Raw genomic sequence first — 20,538 nt, forward strand, 5'->3', positions numbered from 1 at the left:
TTAACAAATATCATTAATTAATTAAGATAATTAAAACTGCATTAAAATTAAATTAAAATTTACAAAGGAAGGGTAGGAGAGGGAGTGTTTGAAGACAATAAAGGCAATAAGGATTTAAGTTCTTTAAGAACAGGTCAATTTGAAAAGAATATAGATGAAAGCCTAAAGAGTGTAGTAGAGGATATAGATACAAACGAACCTGTAATGGTCCTAAGATATACATTTTTCAGGACTCTTTCTCTGTTTCTTTTTTTCTTGCTGGGTTTTCTTCTTTTCTTATTTGGAACTTTGATGGGATTTGGAATTATTCCTTTTGATGTTCACATTGATAATAAGTTAAACCGCTTTTTTGGTGTAACTTTCTGTCCTCTTTTTACAATTTTTGCTCTCTGGCTAATGATAGATCTAATAAACACAAAACAAATAGAAGTGTATAGGGATAGAGTTGTTAAGAGAGTAACAATACCATTTCCAATGCAAAGGGATAAGGCAGTGTATTACAAAAGAGCTAAATATGCAATGAACTGGATGGGAATGGTTATTACAGAAGCAAAAAGTATTTTTTTGAGTATAACAATTTTTGCATTTAGTAAAGGTTTCTCTATATATACGACCAGGCTTAAAGGCAAAGATGAGGCTCGCTTTGCTAAGTTCCTGGCTCAGGTTTCTGGAAGAAATGAAGGGGAATTTTTATACAAACCTACATTTACTTGTGATTCCCTCCAAAAACTTATAAAGGAGTGATAAAGGATGTCAGATCAGAAAAAGAATGAGCAAGATCAGAAAAAGAACGACCAGCAAGATCAAAAAAAGAACAGTCAACCAGAGAGCTCTCCTATTGGACCTATGGATATTGTTGAAGGTTATGTGCAGGCTTTTGATTCAGCAGCTAGTAAAGCATTAGAGAATGCTTTTGGAGAAGCAAAGAGGATAATAGATACAAGATTGGTAACTAATGCATTTAAAGGATGTATGATCCCTTTTATAATACTGTTTACATATGAAAAAGTCAGGGAGAACCTGGATGCTGGGATGTCACAGGAAGATGCAATAGGAGAAGCTATGTGTGAGGCGTTAGGAGGTATGGTAGGTGGAACATTAGGAGGAGTGGGAGGTATGGGGGTTGGTTCTGTTGCAGGATCTGTAGCTGGAAGTTATATAGGTTCTCAAATGATTGGTAAAGGGGCATGGTACAAATATAAAGAACTTCTTCAGTTATTAGCAAATCTGTCATTAGCAAACCAAAATACTTCTTCTATCTATCCTAAAACAGTTCAAAGCCTTCTTGGTCAAGGCATCCTTCATACAGATCCATTAGTAATAGACCTTAGTGGAAAAGGAATAAGACTTACAGATGTAAATAGCTCTAAAGCTATGTTTGATCTAACAGGTTCAGGATTTGCAAATAAGGTAGGATGGATAACAAATGATGAAGGCTTTTTAGTCCTGGATAAAAACAACAATGGAAAAGTAGATGACATATCAGAGATGTTTGGTAACAGTTCTACTTCTGGCTTTCAGTCTTTATCTGCTTACGATGCAAATAAAGATGGAAAGATAGACTCATCTGATCCTATCTTTAAAGACTTAAAAGTATGGCAGGATACAAACAACGATGGCATAACTGAACCTGGAGAACTAAAGAGCCTCTCTGAACTTGGAATAAAGTCAATTAGCCTTAACGCACAGAGAACTAATATAACCCAAAATGGAAATCAGATAACACAAATAGCTTCAGTAGAAAAGGAAGATGGCACTACTCTTCAAGCAGCAGACGTAAACCTTACACTGAACAAGCTATATAGCTACTACAACAAAGACGTTCAGCTAAACCCTGATATATTAGGACTTCCCTGGATAAAAGGATATGGCTTTATGCCAGATCTACCCATTGCCATGAGCCTTGATACAACCCTTCTTAACATGGTAAAGGATGCTACCACCAATACAGACATAACAAAGCTAAAGGATAACTTTGAAAAGATTATCTTCAGATGGGCAGGAGTTGAGGATATTACGGATAAAGAGCTTGGAGTAAGCTGGGCTATACTAAGCGGTAATGACAAACAAAACAGATTGCTTCACTTTGATAATGGAATAACCCTTAGCTATGAACAGGTTGGAGCAATAGAAAAGTTTTCTGGATATACCTCTAATGAAGTACAGGATGGAATAAGACATGCATCTGGTCAAGACCTGTTAAGTGCATGGGATACAATGTTTCAAAACTTATTTACAAGGTTTATGGTTGATTCTGGCAAGCTAAGCAATATTTTGCCAGCTTACTATGACTTCTTTACAGACACAATTGTATTAGATAAAAGCTTTAACGAACAAGACTTTGAAGCTAAGATAAAAACTATGCTCTTATCAAATGATACAAATACTTCAAGTCTTGCAATTCTTTCTTTGTGTGCATTAGGTGATACTGGAGCAACAAGTTCACAAAGTGTAGCAAGGGTAATAATGGATACACTAATAAATCCTGATAACTCATCTTCAATTACAAACCTTGTAAATAATCCCTTTTTTGAATTTTTATGTCCTGCTGTAGGTTCTTTAAGAGCAAGTATAGTTGCAGATGCCTTAGCAAATTCTGACAACATATCTTCAATCACAAACCTTGTAAACAATCCAACCTTTCAATTCCTGTTTGGTCAGACTGACGTATTTACAGGCACTTCAGGAAACGATTGGATATCAGTCGGATGGTGGAATTCAAACAGCAATACCCATATCCTCTCAGGAGGCCTAGGGAATGATACCTTAGACTCCGACACCAGTGGCTACAATATCTTCTTAGGCGGTCCGGGGGATGATAACTTATATGCCATATATGCCAGTAACAACGGCAACAATATCTTCTTAGGCGGTCCAGGAAACGACAAAGATTGGGGTGGTAGTGGTAACAATTTCTACATTTTTGAAAGGGGCGGCGGACTTGACACTGTATGTCCAAACGGAAGTTTAAACACTGTTGTATTTTCCAAGAACATCTCTCAAAATGACCTAATCCTTGCTAAGGACGGCCCCGACCTTATATTATCCCTTAAAAACAATTCCAGCGACTTTATGAGACTTAAGAACTTCTTTGGTCAACAAACTTATCAATTTCAATTTGCGGATAAGACAATTGGATACAACGACATTACAAAGTTGTGGTCAGACAATTTAAGCGACACTTTATCAGCCCATTACGACATCTCTACTGGCAAGATCGTCCTTGATCAGGGTTTTAATGAAGCAAGCTTTGAAACAAAGATAGCAGGCGATCTTTTATCAAGCGATGCAAATACTTCAACTCTTGCAATGCTTACCTTGCTCAACCTGAAAGAGGCAACTGGGAAGGGTCTAACAGAGATAGCCTCTACAGAAGCAGATGCCTTAGCAAATTCTGACAACATATCTTCAATCACAAACCTTGTAAACAATCCAACCTTTAAGTTTTTATTCAGTGAAGGTAGTGCGTTTCCAGGTTATTCTGGCACAAAAGAGTCTTGGTTTTTCTCGTTTTATAGTGTAATTGACGAGAGCAATCCGTACTACAGTGGTAGGGGTAATATAGCTATAGGAGATCCAAGTGTTTTTGCTTACTCTTACCACCTTGGTAACAGTATATCTCTACCTAGTTATTTTAATGATGAAGATTGTTATGGTTGTGGTGCGTTCAATTTTTACATTTTTGAAACGGGTGGCGGACTTGAAACTGTGCACCTATCATACGGAGGTTTAAACACTATTGTATTTAACAAAGAGGTCTCTCAAAATGACCTAATCCTTACTAAGGACGGCCCCGACCTAATTGTTACTTTTAAAAATAACGCTAGCGATTCTATGAAAATTGTCAACTTCTTTAGTATGATAGGAAGAAGTTGCCAATTTCAATTTGCGGATAAAATAATTGGATACAACGATATTGCAAAGTTGTGGTCAGATAATTTAAGCAACATTTTACCATCTCATTACGACATCTCTACTGGCAAGATCGTCCTTGATCAGGGCTTTAACGAAGCAAGCTTTGAAACAAAGATAGCAGGTATGCATTTATCAGATAACGCCTACGCTTCAAGCCTTGCGTGGAATACTGATTTTTATTTAAGTGAAAATAGTGATAATAAGATAGTATTAGGTAGCCCTAATAATGATTATTTAACCGGTGGAAATTCCAACGATTTGTTAATAGGTGGACCTGGCAATGATTATATTAGGGATTACAATGGCGATGATACTTTAATTTTCAATAAAGGAGATGGTCAGGATACATGGGATTTATTCCCTCACTCTGGATCAGTTACTATAAAGTTTGGTGAGGGCATAAGTAAAGACGATCTAGGCTATGAAGAAGTTCCAAATGGCCTTCTTGTTAAAATAGCTAATTCGACAGATAGCATATTATTAGATCCAGTTATGGTTTGCGCAGCTATAGCTAACTTTAGCTACAAATGGACTGGGGATATTTTAACAGACGACATAACTATGGAATTCTCTGACGGATCAAAACTCACATCAGAAGATCTTTTAAGTAAATTTGGAATTAATGGGACTTCTGGAGATGACGTTCTTTATGGTACAGGCAACGATATTCTTATTGGGGGGAAAGGAAACGATACGATTTATAGCACAGGGCTAAACAATGTCTTTGTGTTTAATCCCGGAGATGGAAAAGATGCTGTAATTGATGAAGGTAATTTGAGCACATTTTTCTTTAACACAGATGAAAAAAATATTGCTATCTTTAAGCAGGACGATTCGCTTGTCGTAGGGTATTCTACAAATGATTTTGTAACTGTAAAAAATGAATTAAGTGAAAATAACTCTATAAATGAAAAAGACTTGAAAATTAAAGCAAAAGATGGCAATTGTATTACAGGTGATATCATTGAGAACATTGCAAATGCTTTGATTGATTTTAATGCAGATAAAGGAGTGGATTATGCTCAGAAATACAATGAATTAATTAATAATCAACAATATATGACTTTACTTAGCCAGAGTTGGGCACACGAGCAGACTCACTATAGTGCTATAGTTGGTTAAAAATAAATGTCAAAATATGGGATTTATAGTATGAAGGATTATAAGAGATTTTTCTTTGTATCTTTGTGGGCAATATTAATTATTTTTATTGTTTTTGAGCCTGAAAATTCTTTTGGAGAGTCTATTACTTATAAAGATGTTTTAGAATTTAGCGTTCAACATTCTCCGCGAGTAAAAGAAAAGGTTTATGATGTTAAGATCGCTCAATCTTTATACAATCAATCGCTTTCTGAATTTTACCCTCAAATTTCTATTGGCGGCAATATTGAAAAATTTAATAATCTTTCATCTGCTTCAGCTCCTATAATAATTGGTGGACAGATAATAGGAGGTCAGCCAAGTGAATGGGGGACATCAGTTTATTTGGATGCAGAATATTATCTTTCAAACTGGTATAAGAAACGACATGAGATTTCTTACTATAATTATGTGGAAGAAGCAGCAAAAGAAGATTGTAAGACTGAAACAAAAAAATTACTTAATGATGTAACTGACCTTTATGCACAGGTTGTTGAATCAAAAATAAAGATTAAATATGAAAATCTTATTCTTGATAACCTCAGTGAAATTTACAATTTAAAAAAACTTGCTTATGAAAAAGGGGAAATATCCTATGAAGAGTTGTTAAAGGCTCAATTGCAGCTTGAATCTGAACTTAAGGAAAAGATGAGCCTGGAGAGGGAATTAAATATTCGTCTTTCCAGTCTTTCGTGGATGACGGGTAAAAAATTTTCTCCTGACGATGAATTTGAAAAAATTTCTGCAGGAATGGAAATTGAAGGATCTAATCCTGTGGGAAAAATAGAGGATTTATCTGAATATAGGTCGCAGCTTGAGCAAATTCAGGCGGCTAAAGAAAAACTGGAAAGCGCTAAACTAAGTTATTTGCCTGATGTATCAATTTACGTAAAATACGACCTATATGGCAGCAGTCTAAACTATCTGGACGAAGCGTTTAAAAATCTTAGAAAAACATCCTTAACTGCTGGCGTATCAATAAATATGTCACTTTTTGATGGAGGCAAAGCGAAATGGGAGAGAACAAAAGCACAATATGAGCTTGAGCAACAAAAAGAAAAACTGAAGACTATTGAATCTGAAAAAGGAATTGAAATAGATCGCCTTAATCAGACTTATAAGCAGTTACAAGACGATATTCAAAAATATGACAATCTTATTGGTAATTACAGAAAGGTTTTGTTAATAGAAAAAAAGGCTTATGATCTGGGCGAAAGAAGCAAGATTGACTTACTTCAAGAAGAGAAGGACTTTTTAACCCTTGAAAGGGATAAAGAAGTTGCTGAAAATACCTTAGAAGCAGCGAAGAGAAAAATTGAAATAGAAATAAGAGGGGGGCTGTGAACGTGCAGGAAGAACAATTAATTTCTACGGGGGCTTTAAGTATTGAACTTGTATGTAAATTTTATTCGATTGATATTGATATTGAAGTCTTAAAAAAGAAATATTTTGTTAAATCTGAGCTAACTCCTGAAGAGATAGTAAGGATTCTTAAAGACAATAAATTCAAAGCAAGTTATAAAAAATTTAAAGATCTTGAAAAATTACAAAATTATACTTTGCCAATAATAGCTATTTCTAACGATAATAAATATTATGTAGTTTTTGGGATTAAAGAGAAAAGTGTACTTTATTTTGATGCCATAGAAAAGAAGATAAAAGAACTCGGGATTGAGGACTTTGATAACTTATGGAAAAAAGAGGCAATTGTTCTATATCCGAAATTTGCCGCGTCATTTTTTTCTCTTAATTTAAAGTGGCTTTTTAAGGAATTTTTAAAGTATAGGTCGATTTTTTCTCAGGTAATATTGTGTTCTGCTTTTATCCAGATTTTTGCACTTGTTACTCCATTATTTATCCAGATTATCATAGACAAAGTTTTACCTCATTTTGCTACATCAACCCTGCATGTTGTGGGATGCGCATTTTTTATTGCGCTCCTTTTTGATGGGGTTCTAAGTTATATGAGAAACTATTTGCTTTATCACACTGCGAACAAGATAGATGCCGGTCTTGGCGCAAAAGTTTATAGACACCTGCTTTCGCTCTTTTTTAGATATTTTGAGACTAGAAAGGTAGGCAATATTGTTGCAAGAATAAGGGAGCTGGAAAATTTAAGACAGTTTATGACCAATATCTCTCTTTCTGTACTTCTTGACACAGTTTTTTCTATAATCTTTATTGCAATAATGTTTGTTTATAGCGTTACACTGACGTTGATTGTGCTCTTGTTTATTGGAGTTATTGCTCTGATATCTTTTTTCAGTACTCCCGTTATAAAAAGACAGCTGGATGAAAAATTTCAAAAAGGCGCTCAGATGAATGCCTTTCTAATTGAGTCGATAACAGGCATCAGAACTGTCAAATCACTTGCGATCGAAGGAAAGATGGTAAGAGATTGGGAAAATTATCTGGGAGAATATATTTTATCTGCGTTTAAGCTTTCGGATTTAGCTAATAAGGTATTTACGCCATCCCAAACTTTGCAGAAGCTAATGATTCTTGGGGTAATATATCTGGGGGTAAATCAGGTTTTTGATAATAAAATGACTATAGGGCAGCTTGTAGCATTTCAAATGTTTGCTTCGCAGTTGACAGCTCCCGTATTAAGGCTTATCCATATCTGGCAAGATTTTCAGCAGGCAAAACTTTCTCTTGAAAGGCTTGGAGATATTATAAATACTCCTCCTGAATTGAGAGGTGAATATGTAAGTTTACAAAATTTAAGGGGAGATATTATCTTTAAAAATGTGAGTTTTAAATATTCTCATGATGCGCCAGAAATTCTTAAAAATATAAGCTTTAGGATTTTTCCTGGTCAGCTTGTTGGGATAGTTGGGAAAAGTGGTTCTGGCAAGAGTAGCCTGGTTAAACTAATTCAGAGACTATATTTGCCAACAGAAGGCGCTATATTAATTGATGGGGTTGATATAAAGCAGGTTTCTCCTATATGGCTAAGGAGCAAAATAGGAGTTGTTCTTCAGGATAGTTTTTTGTTTAGCGGCACTTTGAAAGAAAATATAGCTATAGCTAAACCAGATGCGTCAATGGACGAAATAGTAAAGGTATCTATGCTGGCAGGCGCTCATGAATTTATACAGGAAATGCCTGATGGTTATAACACTTATATTGAAGAAAGGGGGGAGTCTCTTTCCGGAGGACAAAGGCAAAGAATTGCTATAGCAAGGACATTGCTTATTGATCCAGGAATTTTACTTCTTGATGAAGCTACAAGCGCACTTGATTATGATTCCGAGAGAATAGTTCTGGAAACAATTAGAAAATTGAAGGGAACAAGGTCTATTGTTTTTGTTTCTTATAGATTGTCGTTTATGAAAGAGTGTGATGTTATTTTGGTTTTAGATAAAGGAAAACTTGTTGAAGCAGGCCATCATAACGCTCTCATAAAAAGAAACGGTATTTATGCTCAATTTTTAAATATTTACAAATGATATAGAGGAGATTTTAAGATTATGGATGAGCATGATTTCAAACCTATTTTAGCTGAGATTCAAGATAAACCTGTAAATCCTTTGGGAAGACGAGTTTTGTGGGTGATTTTGATTTTGCTGATATTAGCAATGCTTGGATTGTATTTTGTTAAAGTTGACGTTGTGGTAAGCGCAAAAGGAAAGGTAATTCCAGATGGAGATGTAAAAGTGCTTCAATCTTTTGAAACTGGGGTGGTACGTAAGATTTTGGTAAAAGAAGGAGATTATGTAAAAAAGGGGCAGGTTCTTGTAGAAATTGATCCTACAATAGAAGCAGCAGATATACAGGGCAAAGAGAAAAACTATAATTATCTTAATTTGAGTGAAAAGAGGGTTGAAGCGCTTCTTACTGGCAAACCTTTTGAGGTTTCTGAAAATGACCCTCAATCTTTGTTGCAGAGAGAGCTCTACAGGTCTCAAAAACAAGCTTATGAGTCGAGTCTAAAACAAAAAGAGAAACAGATGGAAGAGACCAGTTCGGCTATGCTTTCTCTTAAAGACGAGGTAAAAAGTCTTGAAAGGCTCTTGAGCATTTCTTCAGAAGAAGAAAAAAGATTAAAAGCTCTTGCTGAGGCTGGGGCTGTTGCAGAGGCAAGATATAGGGATAAGGTTAAAGAAAGGTTAAATTTAGAAAAGGAAATTGGAGTAAAGAGCAGTCAGATAGAAGAAAGTGCTATAAGGTTAGAGGAATTAAGGCAGGAAATTGAAGCGATAAGAAGCGGTTTTGCAGAAAAACTGCTTGAAGAAGCAGGCTCTGGTGCCCAGCAAGAAAACCTTTTGAAATCAGAAATAACTACGGCTAAGTTTAAAGAAAGCAAAAGATTGCTTACTTCTCCTGTAGACGGGTATGTACACTTAATTGCGATAAAAACTTCAGGAGGAGTAGTAACTCCTGGGCAGCCAATTATAAGTATTGTCCCAGAAGACACCCCTCTTGTAGTAAAGGCTATGGTTCTTAATAAAGATATAGGTTTTGTTAAAGAAGAGCAAAAAGTAGTTTTAAAAATTGATACTTATGATTTTCAGAAATATGGAACTATTAAGGGCTTTGTATCGGTGGTTAGTCCTGACAGTATTGAGGATAAAGAATTAAAAGTTGATGGCTATCCTGTTTATGTGAAAATGAATTCAACTCAGTTACAAACTAAAGAGGGGAAAGTATATAAAATAAAGCCAGGAATGAACGTTCTTGCAGAAATAAATATTGGCAAAAGAAGAATAATAGAACTATTTTTATCCCCTTTTATAAAAAACATTGATGAAGGGCTAAAAGTAAGATAATTTAGCCCTTTAAAAATTTTGTTAATTAAGTTAATTTAACTTTTCTTTTATTTTGTTAACAAATGTCTCTAAAACTTTTATTCTTGCAAAGTATTTGTCGTTTGCCTCTATTATGTTCCATGGAGCTTCAGCTGTGCTGGTTCTAATGAGCATCTCCTCTACAGCGGGGAGATAGTCATCCCATTTGCTTCTGTTTCTCCAGTCGTCTTCTGTTATTTTCCAATGTTTAAAAGGATTTTTCTCTCTTTCTTCGAACCTTTCCAGTTGGGTTTTTTTGTCTATATGAAGCCAGAATTTTAATAGAACTATTCCAAAGTTTGTGAATTGTTTCTCCATTTGTTTTATTTCTCCATACGCCCTCTGCCAGTCAAAATCTTTGCAGAGCTTTTCTACTCTTTCTACGAGAACTCTGCCGTACCATGTTCTATCGAATATGGCGATATTTCCTTTTTCTGGAACGTTTTGCCAGAATCTCCACAAGTAATGATGCGCTAATTCGTATTCATTTGGAGCGCCTATTGGGATTACTGTATAACCCCTTGGGTCCATCGCTTCTGTAAGTCTCTTTATGCTTCCTCCCTTTCCTGCAGCGTCCCAGCCCTCAAAGGCAACAATAACAGGAACCCTTTCTTTCCACAACCTATACTGAAGATCATGTATTTCCCTTTGAAGCGGATGGAGTTTTTCAATATATTCTTCGTAAGTCAGGGACTTGTTCAAATCAATTTTAGAGAGAGAGCTCAACTCGTTTACAGGGTAAAAGTTTTCAAAAGAGGGTAATTCTTCTTTTTCTTTAATTGCTTTGATCTTAAATTTTATTGCTTCAATGAGAGTTTTAAAGATTTTTATTGTAGCATATCGTTTATCTGTTGCTTCAATTATCGTCCATGGTGCAAAAGCAGTGTCAGTTTTTTCAAAAACTGTTTCTGCCGCATCAAGAAACTTTTTGTATTTTTTGTGCAATTTAAGAACATCGTCGGTTACTCTCCAAGACTCATCTTTGTTTTTTTTCAATTTTTTCAATCTATCTTTTTGCTCTTCTTCCGAAATATATAGGAAAAATTTTACTATCAGATAACCATCTGCAACGAGTTGACCTTCAAAAGATAAAATTTCATCAAAAAGATATTCTACAATCTCTGGGGATGTCTTTTTCAAGACTCTATCTGATAACAGAGCCTTGTACCAGCTCTCGTTTACAATGCTTATGTCTCCCCTTTTTGGGATAGTTTTCCAGAATTTGTAAAAATATGGTCTGTTATCAGTTTCAGATGGACACTCGAATCTTTTTATTACGTCATATCCTCTTGGATCAAGTGGAAGCATTAACTTGTTTATTAAAGTACCCTTTCCGGCAGCTTCAAAACCATCAAAAACTATAATTATAGGTAGTTTCAAATCTCTTGCCTCTCTTTGAAGCGCGCCTAATTCTATGCTGAGATTGTCAAACTCTTTCTTATAATCTTCTCTGTCCATAATTTTATTTAAATCGACCTTTTCTAACATCCCTGCCTCCTTTAAACGTGTTTGAAAATAATATTGAAAACAAAGTAAACTATTATTCCAAGCAAAAAGTAAAACAAAAGCGGTAACAAAATAGACCAAAAAAGCCTAAGCAAGATCTGCCACAATGGAAGTCTCATTTACTCTACACCCCTGAAGATATGCCCTTTTGTAAAATAAAGTTTCTCTTTGTTGTTTGAGCTAAAATCAGAAATATTAAGATCTCTAGATTTGCTTAAAAAAGCACTGATAACTTTTGGCACAAGACTCTCATTTGTTGCCCTCAGATCGATTCTTAATTTTAGATTTAGATCTAAAAGGGTATCTTTCTCGTTAATTAAATTTTGGGTATGAGCATTTAATATGTGGGTTCTGCAGCTTTCATCTATAAAAACTGGATACTTAACTTTGTTGTCTTTAAGGCAAAAATCTCTATCTTTGCACAAAGACGAACACTGGCTTTTTGAAAACAATACACAACCTTCTGAAACCATCATTTCCAGATTGCCATACGCAGTAATTTCAATGGGTATATTAGTTTTTAGATTTGAAATTTCATCAAGATTTAATTCATTTGAGACGTGTACCATAGATGCTCCCAGATAGCTCATTAATTGTAGCGCATATGAATTAAAAACGTTTAGGGAGTGATCTATTACAAAGCTTATCCCCTCTGAGAGAACGAACTCAAGCATAGCCGTGTTTGCTACTAGAATAATTGGGTTTTCTTGCTTTTTTATAATCTCGGTTATTACTTCGAACTCTTTTCTTACAATTCTTGGGGTTGAGATTATCATTTGTCCTTTTGTATCTTCTATCATCTTCCCTGCTTCTGTAAAAATTTCTGGCTTATAGGGGAATTTCTCTTTATATCCTTCTGGTCCAAATATGATTGTTTTTGCTCCATTTTCTAAAGCTATTTCTAAATCTTTTAAACAAGACACCCTAAAGACAAAATTAGAATTAATATTTACCCTTTCTGGCTTTTTTATAGTTAGTTTTTCAAGATAAAATTTATTTTCTTTGTTTGGCTTTTCTTCTCTTTCCAAAAGAAATTTCTTAATTTCTTTTATAGAACTCAAGGGCAACATCAGGTTTTTATTGTTTTCCAAGTTTATTTCAAAATAAAATGGATGATCTTGAGTGTTTATTTTTTCAGATAATATCTCTTTTGTAGTAGGATATTTTTTTGCAATTTCTAAATTTATTTTTTTTACTAATCTCTTTTGTTTGTTGTCAGCTTTTACTATAATTTTGTCTGAGTCTAGTTCTATGTTAACTTTTACTCGATATCTCTTAATTGAGCGTCGAAATATTTCATTGGCCCTTTCTTCGAGAATGCCAGATCTAACCCTGAAAACTCTGTCACCTTCGAGTATTTTTGACCTGATTTTGTAATTTGATATAAAAACTTTTTTATCTTTTATGTAAAAGTCATTTGACTCAAGCGTTATGTTTCCCTGAGAAGAAAATATCACAAAGCAATCGTTTTTACTACACTCCCTCAAAGGTTCAAAGTATAGTTTGTTCTCTGAAGTAGTTATTCTTCCTATAAACAAACCTCTGTTGTTAGGCCTTGAACTATCCATAAATGTATTTTCCTTGTTTTTTATTAGTTTCATCTGAGAGTGTCTTCTTTGATGTATAGGTGCTTTTATGTTATAGGTAGTGAAAGTTCTATTAAAACACTCTGCCAAGTCATCCAAATCGCTCTTTGAGGGTTTGAATATTTTTTGATTTCCAGATGAATACATCTCTTGGATAGAGTCTAATGCATTTCTATATATTCGAGTAACGTTTGCAACGTATGTTCTTGATTTTAACCTACCCTCTATCTTTAAAGACTTTATCTTAGTTTTTAGGATTTCTGGCAGTATCGGATAAAGGCAAAGATCTTTCATAGAAAGAAGGTGCCCAGTCTCGATCAGGCTCTCTCCATTTAAAAGAGAATATTCCATTCTACACGGCTGTGCGCACCTTCCTCTATTGCCAGATCTTCCTCCTATTAAACTACTCATAAGACACTGCCCTGAGTACGAGTAACAGAGCGCTCCGTGAACAAATATTTCTGTATCTATAACTTCAGCAATTTCAGAAATTTCAAAGAGGGATAACTCTCTTGCAAGTATAACCCTAGAGACGCCCAACCCCTTTAAAAATTTCGCTCCATGTAAAGAGGTCGTGGTGGTTTGTGTGCTTGCGTGAATCTCTAAATTTGGAAATTCTTCCCTAATCTTATATATTAACCCGAGGTCTTGAACAATTATTGCATCTGCCTTGAGATCGCATAATTGTTCAATTAATTTCATGCACTCATAGAATTCGCTGTCTTTTATTAGGGTATTAACTGTTATGTAACATTTTACGTTTCTTTCATGTGCAAATAGAATTGCACTTTTAATCTCTTCCTTGTCAAAATTTTTTGCGCTGCTTCTTGCTGAAAAATTCTTTGCTCCAAAGTACACTGCGTCAGCTCCTGCAAATATAGCAGCTTTTAAAGTTTCAAAGTCTCCAGCAGGGGACAATAACTCTGGTATTGTGACATCTTTTTTTTCTGAAAAATAAATGTTTTCCAAATCCAATTGGCTCCTCTAATTATATTAAGACCTAATTATATATTCTTTTTTAATCAGTATCTACTTACTCCAGGGCCTACGATTATGCTTTTTCCGCCGGGTTTTGGTATAACTCTTATCTGAGTAGGAACTCTTTCCTGGATATATGTGAGGTGAGATATTATTCCTATTGTTTTGTTTTCTTGATTTAAATTAGATATCGCATCAAGAGCAGTTTCTAGTGTCTCCTCGTCTAATGTGCCAAATCCCTCATCAAGAAACAGCGAATCTACTCTGACGTTTTTACTTGACATAGATGATAGCCCAAGAGCTAAAGCAAGGCTTACAATGAAGCTCTCTCCTCCAGATAAATTTTTTGTGCTTCTAATTTCTCCTGCCTGGTAATTGTCTATTACAGAAAAACAAAGCTTTTCTTTTTTATCCTTTGTGAGGATATATCTATCGCTAATTCTCTTTAGGTGTCTATTTGCGTGTTTTATTAATATGTCAAACGTGATCTCTTGAGCAAAACTCCTAAATTTTTTTCCATCTGATGATCCAATAAGATCATATAATATGTCATATTTTTTTAAATTTTTTTCTCTCATTTCTATTTCCTGTATTAAATTGTTGTACTGTTCCTTTGTTTCGTTATTTGCTGTTAGTTTTTGCTTCAGCATTCCAATATTTTCTCTGATATTTTTAAGTTTTTCCTTTTGGAATTCCAAGTCTTTATTTATCTCTTCCAAAGTTTGGCTGTTTTCTCCAATTAGTTCTCTTATTTTCTCTATCTTTCTTTTTCTTTCAAATATTTTTGAATTAAGCACTTCTCTTTCCAATTCTTTGGCTTCAAGCTCTTTAGATATGAGCGCAATTTCTTCATCCGAAAGAAGCGACTCTTCAAAGTTTGTTCTATCTGTAAAATTATGTTTTCTTAAAAGACTTTCAAATTTACTTTTTTTAAGCTTATACAAGTCTTCTAAATCATACTTTTTCTTCTTTATATTTTCAATTTCTCCATTTAGAAAGGATCTATCTTTTTCTAAATTACTGAAAGCAATTTGGCTATCTTGTAACTCTTTTTCTAAATTTTCTCTTATTTCTCTTAACCTTTTTTCACATAGATCAGGATCATAATTTCTAAGGGTTTTGTATCTTTTTTCTTTTAGATTTCTTATTTCTGAAGTAATTTTATTGAATTCTTCTTGATAATTTCTAATTTCTTCTTCTATATCTTTCAGGTCAAACTGTAATTTCTCTAAGTTTTTTTCTTCATTTCCCAGGTTTAGCTGGTATTTTATATTTATTTCTTTGACTTTTAAAAACTCTTCATATCTTTTTTTGAGATCTAAGTACAAGATATTTAGTTCTTTGGATAAGGCTGTTTCAATGCCAACCTTTTGTAGAATGCATGAAATATTATTTTCTTGAGAATGTTTTTGATCAATTAACTCTTCTTTAGTAGCTTGCAAATTTGAGATCTCAGCCTTTATGATGTTAAGCTTTTGTTCTTTAGAATTGATAGCCTCTTTTAGCGAATTGATATCCTCTTTTAAGGATACAAGTTCTTTATTTTTTTTATTTATATTATTTTCTAAAACCTCATATCTTTCGATTATGCTAGCTAAATTATTTATTTCGATATCGTTTTTTTCAATTTCTATATCTAAAACAGCAAGGTCTATATGGTAGTTGACTTTATTTTCAATTTCTTGAATTTTATTAAGAGATTCATTTTTTGCACTTAACAATCTTTCTTTTTGAGCAAAATTATTTTGAAGTTTATTCTCTTGCAAACTAATTTTTGTACTTATTTCGAGAATATCGTTTTTGAGCTTCTCTATGTTTTCTAAATTATTGTTATATTTTTCGATAAAAGAGTAGTCAATTAAGATATTTTCCCTTTGTTTATAAGGATGATGAGTAGAGCCGCAGACCGGACAAGGTTTACCCTCTTCCAGAATTTCTCTTGTCCTTTCAAAATTTTTTAGAAGGCTAAATTCTTCGAACTTCTTTTTGTTTGCTTCTAAAAACTCTTCGACTAATTTCTTTTCATGTTCTTTTTGTTTTCTTTCCTCTTCTAACCTTTCTTTTTCTAATTTTAAAGATTCAAATTCTTTATCTCTTTCTTTGATATCTAGATCTATCTTTTCCAATCTTTCCTTCTCTGACTTACACATTTCAAGGTATGGTTTCTTTGTTCTTTTACTGTCAAATTCCTTTTTTATTTCGTTAATGTCTTTATACGAAAGCAAACTCTCTATATCTTTTTGAAGGGATGTTATTTCTGATTCAAGGCCTTCTTTTTCTTTTGTCCTTTGAGCTAATTTTTCATATTCTATTTGTACATCAAGCGTTAATTTTGTTTCTTCTTTACCCTTAGAAGACAAATTTTTTTCTATATCAAGAAATCTCTCTTCTAAATCCTTTATCATTTCGATGAAGCTCTTTAATTCTGGAAGGGAATCTTTTAATTTTTCAAGATGGGAGTTCTCTAAGAGGGTTTTGTTAATTTCTCTTATTCTCCCCTTGGTGCTTTCTATTTTATACTTTGTTAAATCTATCTGACTTAATATTTCTCTCTTTTTCTTAGAGGCGTCATTAATTAGTTTTTTATATATTTCTTCTTGTTTACTTAAACTTTGTATATTTAAGTCAATAGTCCTTGCTTCATTTATAAGAGGTCCTATTTTTTCCTTTTTTTCTGCAAATTTTTGCATTTTTTGCATTATTTTTTCTAGTCTTTTCTTTAAGTCTTCTAAATTTTTACTCAAGCCTTTTTCTTTAGCTTCTTTGTTTTCCAAAGAACGGCTTATATCTTGTAATGAATCCTCTAGACTCTTTAACTCTTTGTATTCAGGATAAATAATCCTTGCTTCTTTGGCTTTCTCCAATCTTAATTTTTTTATCTCACAATCTGAAAGCTTTTGGTTGATATCTAAGAGGTCCCTTTCTAACTGCTCTATTTCTATTTCTAAATCCTTTTCTTTCTTTTTAGCGTTAAACCTTTCGTTCAATTGTGCGAGTTCTTCATCACAAATTTTTTCTTGCATAATATAAGAATTTTGTTGAAATATTAGATCCCTTTCCTCTTCGGGACTTAATACTCTGAGAGCTTCAAGTTCTTTTTTTATTAATCCTAACTGTTCTCTCTCTGTCTTTCTTTTTTCGTAAACCATTATAGATATCTCGCTGTAAATCTGGGTGCCTGTAATTTGTTCAAGAATTGCCGATCTTTCATCATAGTTGGCTTTTAAAAAGGATGCAAAGTCGCCCTGTGCTAACAGGATAGACCTTGTAAATTGATCGTAGGTCATTCCTGTAAGTTCAATTACTTTTTCTTCTACCTTGTTTATCCCTGTCTCTATGATTTTGTTATTTTTAACGTCGTGTAACTCTCTTTGTGGGGGTTGTAGTTCTCTAGTCCTTTTTTGAAACCATAATACTTTATACAAACCTTTCTGCGTTTCGAAAGTAACTTCGGAAAAGCATTCATTAGTATTTCTTGACATCAACTCGTTATTATTTCTGGAAATCTTACCTAATCTTGGAGTTTTGCCATATAAAGCAAGGGAGATGGCGTCCAATATGGTAGATTTACCAGCGCCCGTTTGCCCTGTAATTAAAAATATAGAGTTTGATATGAATTCAGGGTGTGTAAAATCTATAGTCCATTCGTTGTAAAGTGAATTTATGTTTTTTAGCCTTATTTTAAGAATTTTCACTTAGCAAGTCCTTTTCGCTCATAGATTTTAGAATTTCTTTAAAAGCGTTTCTCAGTTCAATCTTTTGTTCTTCTGATATTGAGTTTTCGTCTAAGCACCTTTCGAAGATTGAAAATAAATCTAAGCTTAGGTCTATATCTATAGCTTCAGAATCATCTTCTGAAGACCTATTCAGCCTGTTATTTTTAATTTTTAGTATCTCTATTTTATTTGATCTTGGCAAATCTTCTATTTTTTCTTTTAAATTTGGGACTATTTCTTCCCCGCTATAAATTACCTCTAGGTAGTATTCTTTTTCAGTCAATGATAAATTTTCAATTTTTTGTTTTATTTCTTCAAATGAGCCGCTTAAGGATATTAGTTCCTTCTTTTTGGGAATTTCTATACTTTCCACGTTTAGAGCTCCGTTATAGAATTGGGCGAGGAATACAGTTTTTTTCTGTTCATATGGTTTAAAATTCATTGGCAATAAAGAACCAGAATATCTTATTTTTTCATTTTTGCTAACACTTTGAGGCGTATGAAGGTGGCCGAGGGCAATGTAGTCAGCTTCGTGTGGCAAAAACTCTACTGGTATCTGACATAATGACCCTACATAAAGATCTCTAACTCCATCGTTATCCTCTAGTATTGCGGAATTTAAAAACAAGTGCCCCATTACGACTATTGGAATATTAAGCCCTAACTCGGTTTTTTTATTCTTTGCGATCTCAAAGACCAGGTCATAGTGTTTCTTAATTGCATTGATAATTTTTATTTCTCTTTCGCTATATATTTCTTCCTCTTCAGGAAATGTTATGTCCTTTTCTCTTAAATATGGTACTGCACAAACTATTAGTATGGGTATGTTTTCATTATCTTTTAAAACCATAACTTCGTCTTCTAATTTGTCAGAAATTGATCCTATTACGTGAACGTTTAATGCCTTTAATATCTCTTTCGGTGCTGACAAAAAAGAAGGCGAGTCGTGATTACCGGCAGTAATCACCACGTGTTTACATCTTGATTTGGATATATTGTGCAAAAATCTGTAATATAACTCTTGTGCCTGACTACTAGGGGTACTTGTGTTAAAAATATCTCCAGATATTAACACTATGTCGACGTCTTTTTCTTCTACTATTCTATATAGCCAATTTAGGGCAAGTTCAAACTCATCATATCTTCTCTTTGAACAAATGGTGTCTCCAATATGCCAATCAGACGTATGAAGAACCCTCAGTGGCTTTATTTTATTCAAATTTTCTCCTTAACACTTACAGTTTAGAAAATCTTTTAAACTCAGTTTACGTTTATATCCTTTGTCCACTTTATGCCGCTTATATCTATTAATTCTACTTTGTATTTTCCTTTTTCGAGTTTTATATTTTGATTTGGCAAAAGGTCTATCTCAGCTTTAGCCCCAAGTGGCACTACTAAACTATATTTATTTGGCTTTATCTTGTTAAGGTAAAAATTTTTGATTTTGGACTTGTCAACGCTTGTTTCATTTGGATCGAAAGTTTCAACGATATTACCAGAGTTATTAAATACAATAATTTGCCTGACAAATGCCCCATATGTATCTGGTCCATCAACTCTGTAAATAAGTAGCTTTAATTCTCCGTTGTCGTACAAGTTTGCGCCTAAGATTTCTATTTTTGGTTCTTTTGAAAGGTTATACAGTTTGCCGTAGAGGCCGTTGTGCAGTGCTTGATATGTAAAAAGAGTTATAGAGACTGCAACTAAGCTAAAAATTAAGGCAACATTTCTTATCTGAGCACTGTTTAAATCTAGTGGACCAGACGTAAGTAGTTTTAGAATTTTTGAAGTCCTTTTTCTGAAGAGAATATAATCTATAGAAAATTGCCCGCCTCCAAAACACATAACAACTATTCCACAGCCAATTCCTGCAATGCCTATTTGCCACTCATCTACACAAGTCGAGCCCAACCAGCCAGAACCCAGGAGTATGCCAAACGACAATAGAGCTGCTCCGAGCGCAGACAACCTTGTTAACAAGCCTAAGATTAAGCCTATACCTACCAAGCCTTCAATAATAGTAAAAGTAAGTAAGAAGATATAAAGCAAATGAACGTGAGTGATTAAAAATTCTATCATCGGTTTAATGAACAGCGCATGCGGTAAAAAGTGATTGAATGCGTGCCCCATATATGCAGGCGAATTTGGATCGAGTTTTTCTGGTGCATTTACCACTCTCCTTAGAAATGCGCTGAAAAACTGCCAACCTAAAATTAATCTGATAGGAATGAGAAGATCAGATATGCTATCAAATGAAACCTTTTTTTCTGTTTGCATTGTTCAACTCCTTATTTTGCCTCAATGGCGTTTATAATACTGTATTTTGAGCTTCAAGCAGCACGCCTTCTCTTTCGCCTTCCATCCTCCACTTTTTAGTTAAGATTATCAACTTTTCTTCGCCTCCTATCCCTGATATCAAATCTTGTGTTTTTCTGGGCCATAATTTATAGAAACGTAGTTTATTACAAAAATATATTCGTTTAATAAATCAAAACCTTGCTCTTTAATAATATGATACACTAATACAAAAATTTTTTTTTTAAAGAATTGGTTCATAAAAAATCTAAATGAAAATAAAAAGCTTCTTAGAATGAAACAAATCTCAAAAGAAAGAATTGGAAGTAAAGCTTCAAAAAAGATTACTATAAGATATATCCATATAAGGAAGAAGTAAGATAAGTCTTTATATAATTTTAGCGATTTAAATTGATCTGAAAATCTTTGTGGTATGCTTTACTTCTCTTTTTCCTGATAAAAGATTACAGGAATTATTAAGTATCATATCTTTGTTTTGTTTAGTTTTGACTCCTACTTTACTACCATTAAGAAATCAGCCAAACTGTATTACCCTCATTGATTAGTTTAAAGCAATATACCATAATTTGGTGAAATTTCACAATTTATTTA

General features: G+C 33.7%; 11 protein-coding genes. 5 read left to right on the plus strand and 6 right to left on the minus strand.

The genetic code is table 11. From position 1 onward, the window contains the following. Positions 1–84 precede the first annotated feature (84 nt). Genes THENA_RS00420 through THENA_RS00440 form a run of 5 tightly spaced genes read left to right on the plus strand, consistent with a single transcriptional unit; the run spans position 85 to position 9,827 of the window. Positions 85–744: a hypothetical protein gene (locus tag THENA_RS00420; RefSeq protein ID WP_013755464.1), complete on the plus strand. Its 660-nt coding sequence runs from the start codon at positions 85–87 to the stop codon at positions 742–744. A gap of 6 nt (positions 745–750) precedes the next feature. Continuing rightward, the gene (locus THENA_RS09850) at positions 751–5,037 is read left to right on the plus strand and encodes a calcium-binding protein (RefSeq protein WP_013755465.1); all 4,287 of its coding nucleotides are present in this window, start codon (positions 751–753) and stop codon (positions 5,035–5,037) included. A 30-nt stretch (positions 5,038–5,067) separates the two neighbouring features. Beyond that, complete coding sequence (locus THENA_RS00430; protein ID WP_013755466.1) at positions 5,068–6,399, plus strand: TolC family protein; 1,332 nt, start codon at positions 5,068–5,070, stop codon at positions 6,397–6,399. Then, entirely contained in the window at positions 6,396–8,507 is a 2,112-nt protein-coding gene (locus THENA_RS00435) for a peptidase domain-containing ABC transporter (RefSeq protein WP_083816081.1), read from the plus strand. The genes THENA_RS00430 and THENA_RS00435 overlap by 4 nt, the downstream gene beginning before the upstream one ends. A gap of 21 nt (positions 8,508–8,528) precedes the next feature. Beyond that, complete coding sequence (locus tag THENA_RS00440; protein WP_013755468.1) at positions 8,529–9,827, plus strand: HlyD family type I secretion periplasmic adaptor subunit; 1,299 nt, start codon at positions 8,529–8,531, stop codon at positions 9,825–9,827. 30 nt (positions 9,828–9,857) lie between these two features. Here the strand turns inward: THENA_RS00440 and pap are convergent, their stop codons facing one another. The 6 genes from pap to THENA_RS00465 are packed head-to-tail and all read right to left on the minus strand — an operon-like array spanning position 9,858 to position 19,908. Further along, complete coding sequence (gene pap / locus THENA_RS00445) at positions 9,858–11,333, minus strand: polyphosphate:AMP phosphotransferase (protein WP_013755469.1); 1,476 nt, start codon at positions 11,331–11,333, stop codon at positions 9,858–9,860. 11 nt (positions 11,334–11,344) lie between these two features. After that, entirely contained in the window at positions 11,345–11,470 is a 126-nt protein-coding gene (locus THENA_RS10170) for a hypothetical protein (protein WP_281054579.1), read from the minus strand. Next, complete coding sequence (locus THENA_RS00450) at positions 11,471–13,906, minus strand: DUF3656 domain-containing U32 family peptidase (RefSeq protein WP_013755470.1); 2,436 nt, start codon at positions 13,904–13,906, stop codon at positions 11,471–11,473. Positions 13,907–13,959: 53 nt separating this feature from the next. Beyond that, entirely contained in the window at positions 13,960–17,610 is a 3,651-nt protein-coding gene (locus tag THENA_RS00455; RefSeq protein WP_013755471.1) for an AAA family ATPase, read from the minus strand. Next, entirely contained in the window at positions 17,597–18,850 is a 1,254-nt protein-coding gene (locus THENA_RS00460; protein WP_013755472.1) for an exonuclease SbcCD subunit D C-terminal domain-containing protein, read from the minus strand. Before THENA_RS00460 ends, THENA_RS00455 begins: the two co-directional genes overlap by 14 nt. Positions 18,851–18,891: 41 nt before the next feature. Then, positions 18,892–19,908 (minus strand): TQO small subunit DoxD, encoded by a 1,017-nt coding sequence (locus THENA_RS00465; RefSeq protein WP_013755473.1) that lies wholly within the window; start codon positions 19,906–19,908, stop codon positions 18,892–18,894. Positions 19,909–20,538 lie beyond the last annotated feature (630 nt).

This window comes from Thermodesulfobium narugense DSM 14796 (assembly GCF_000212395.1).
GTDB classification, from domain to species: Bacteria; Thermodesulfobiota; Thermodesulfobiia; order Thermodesulfobiales; family Thermodesulfobiaceae; genus Thermodesulfobium; species Thermodesulfobium narugense.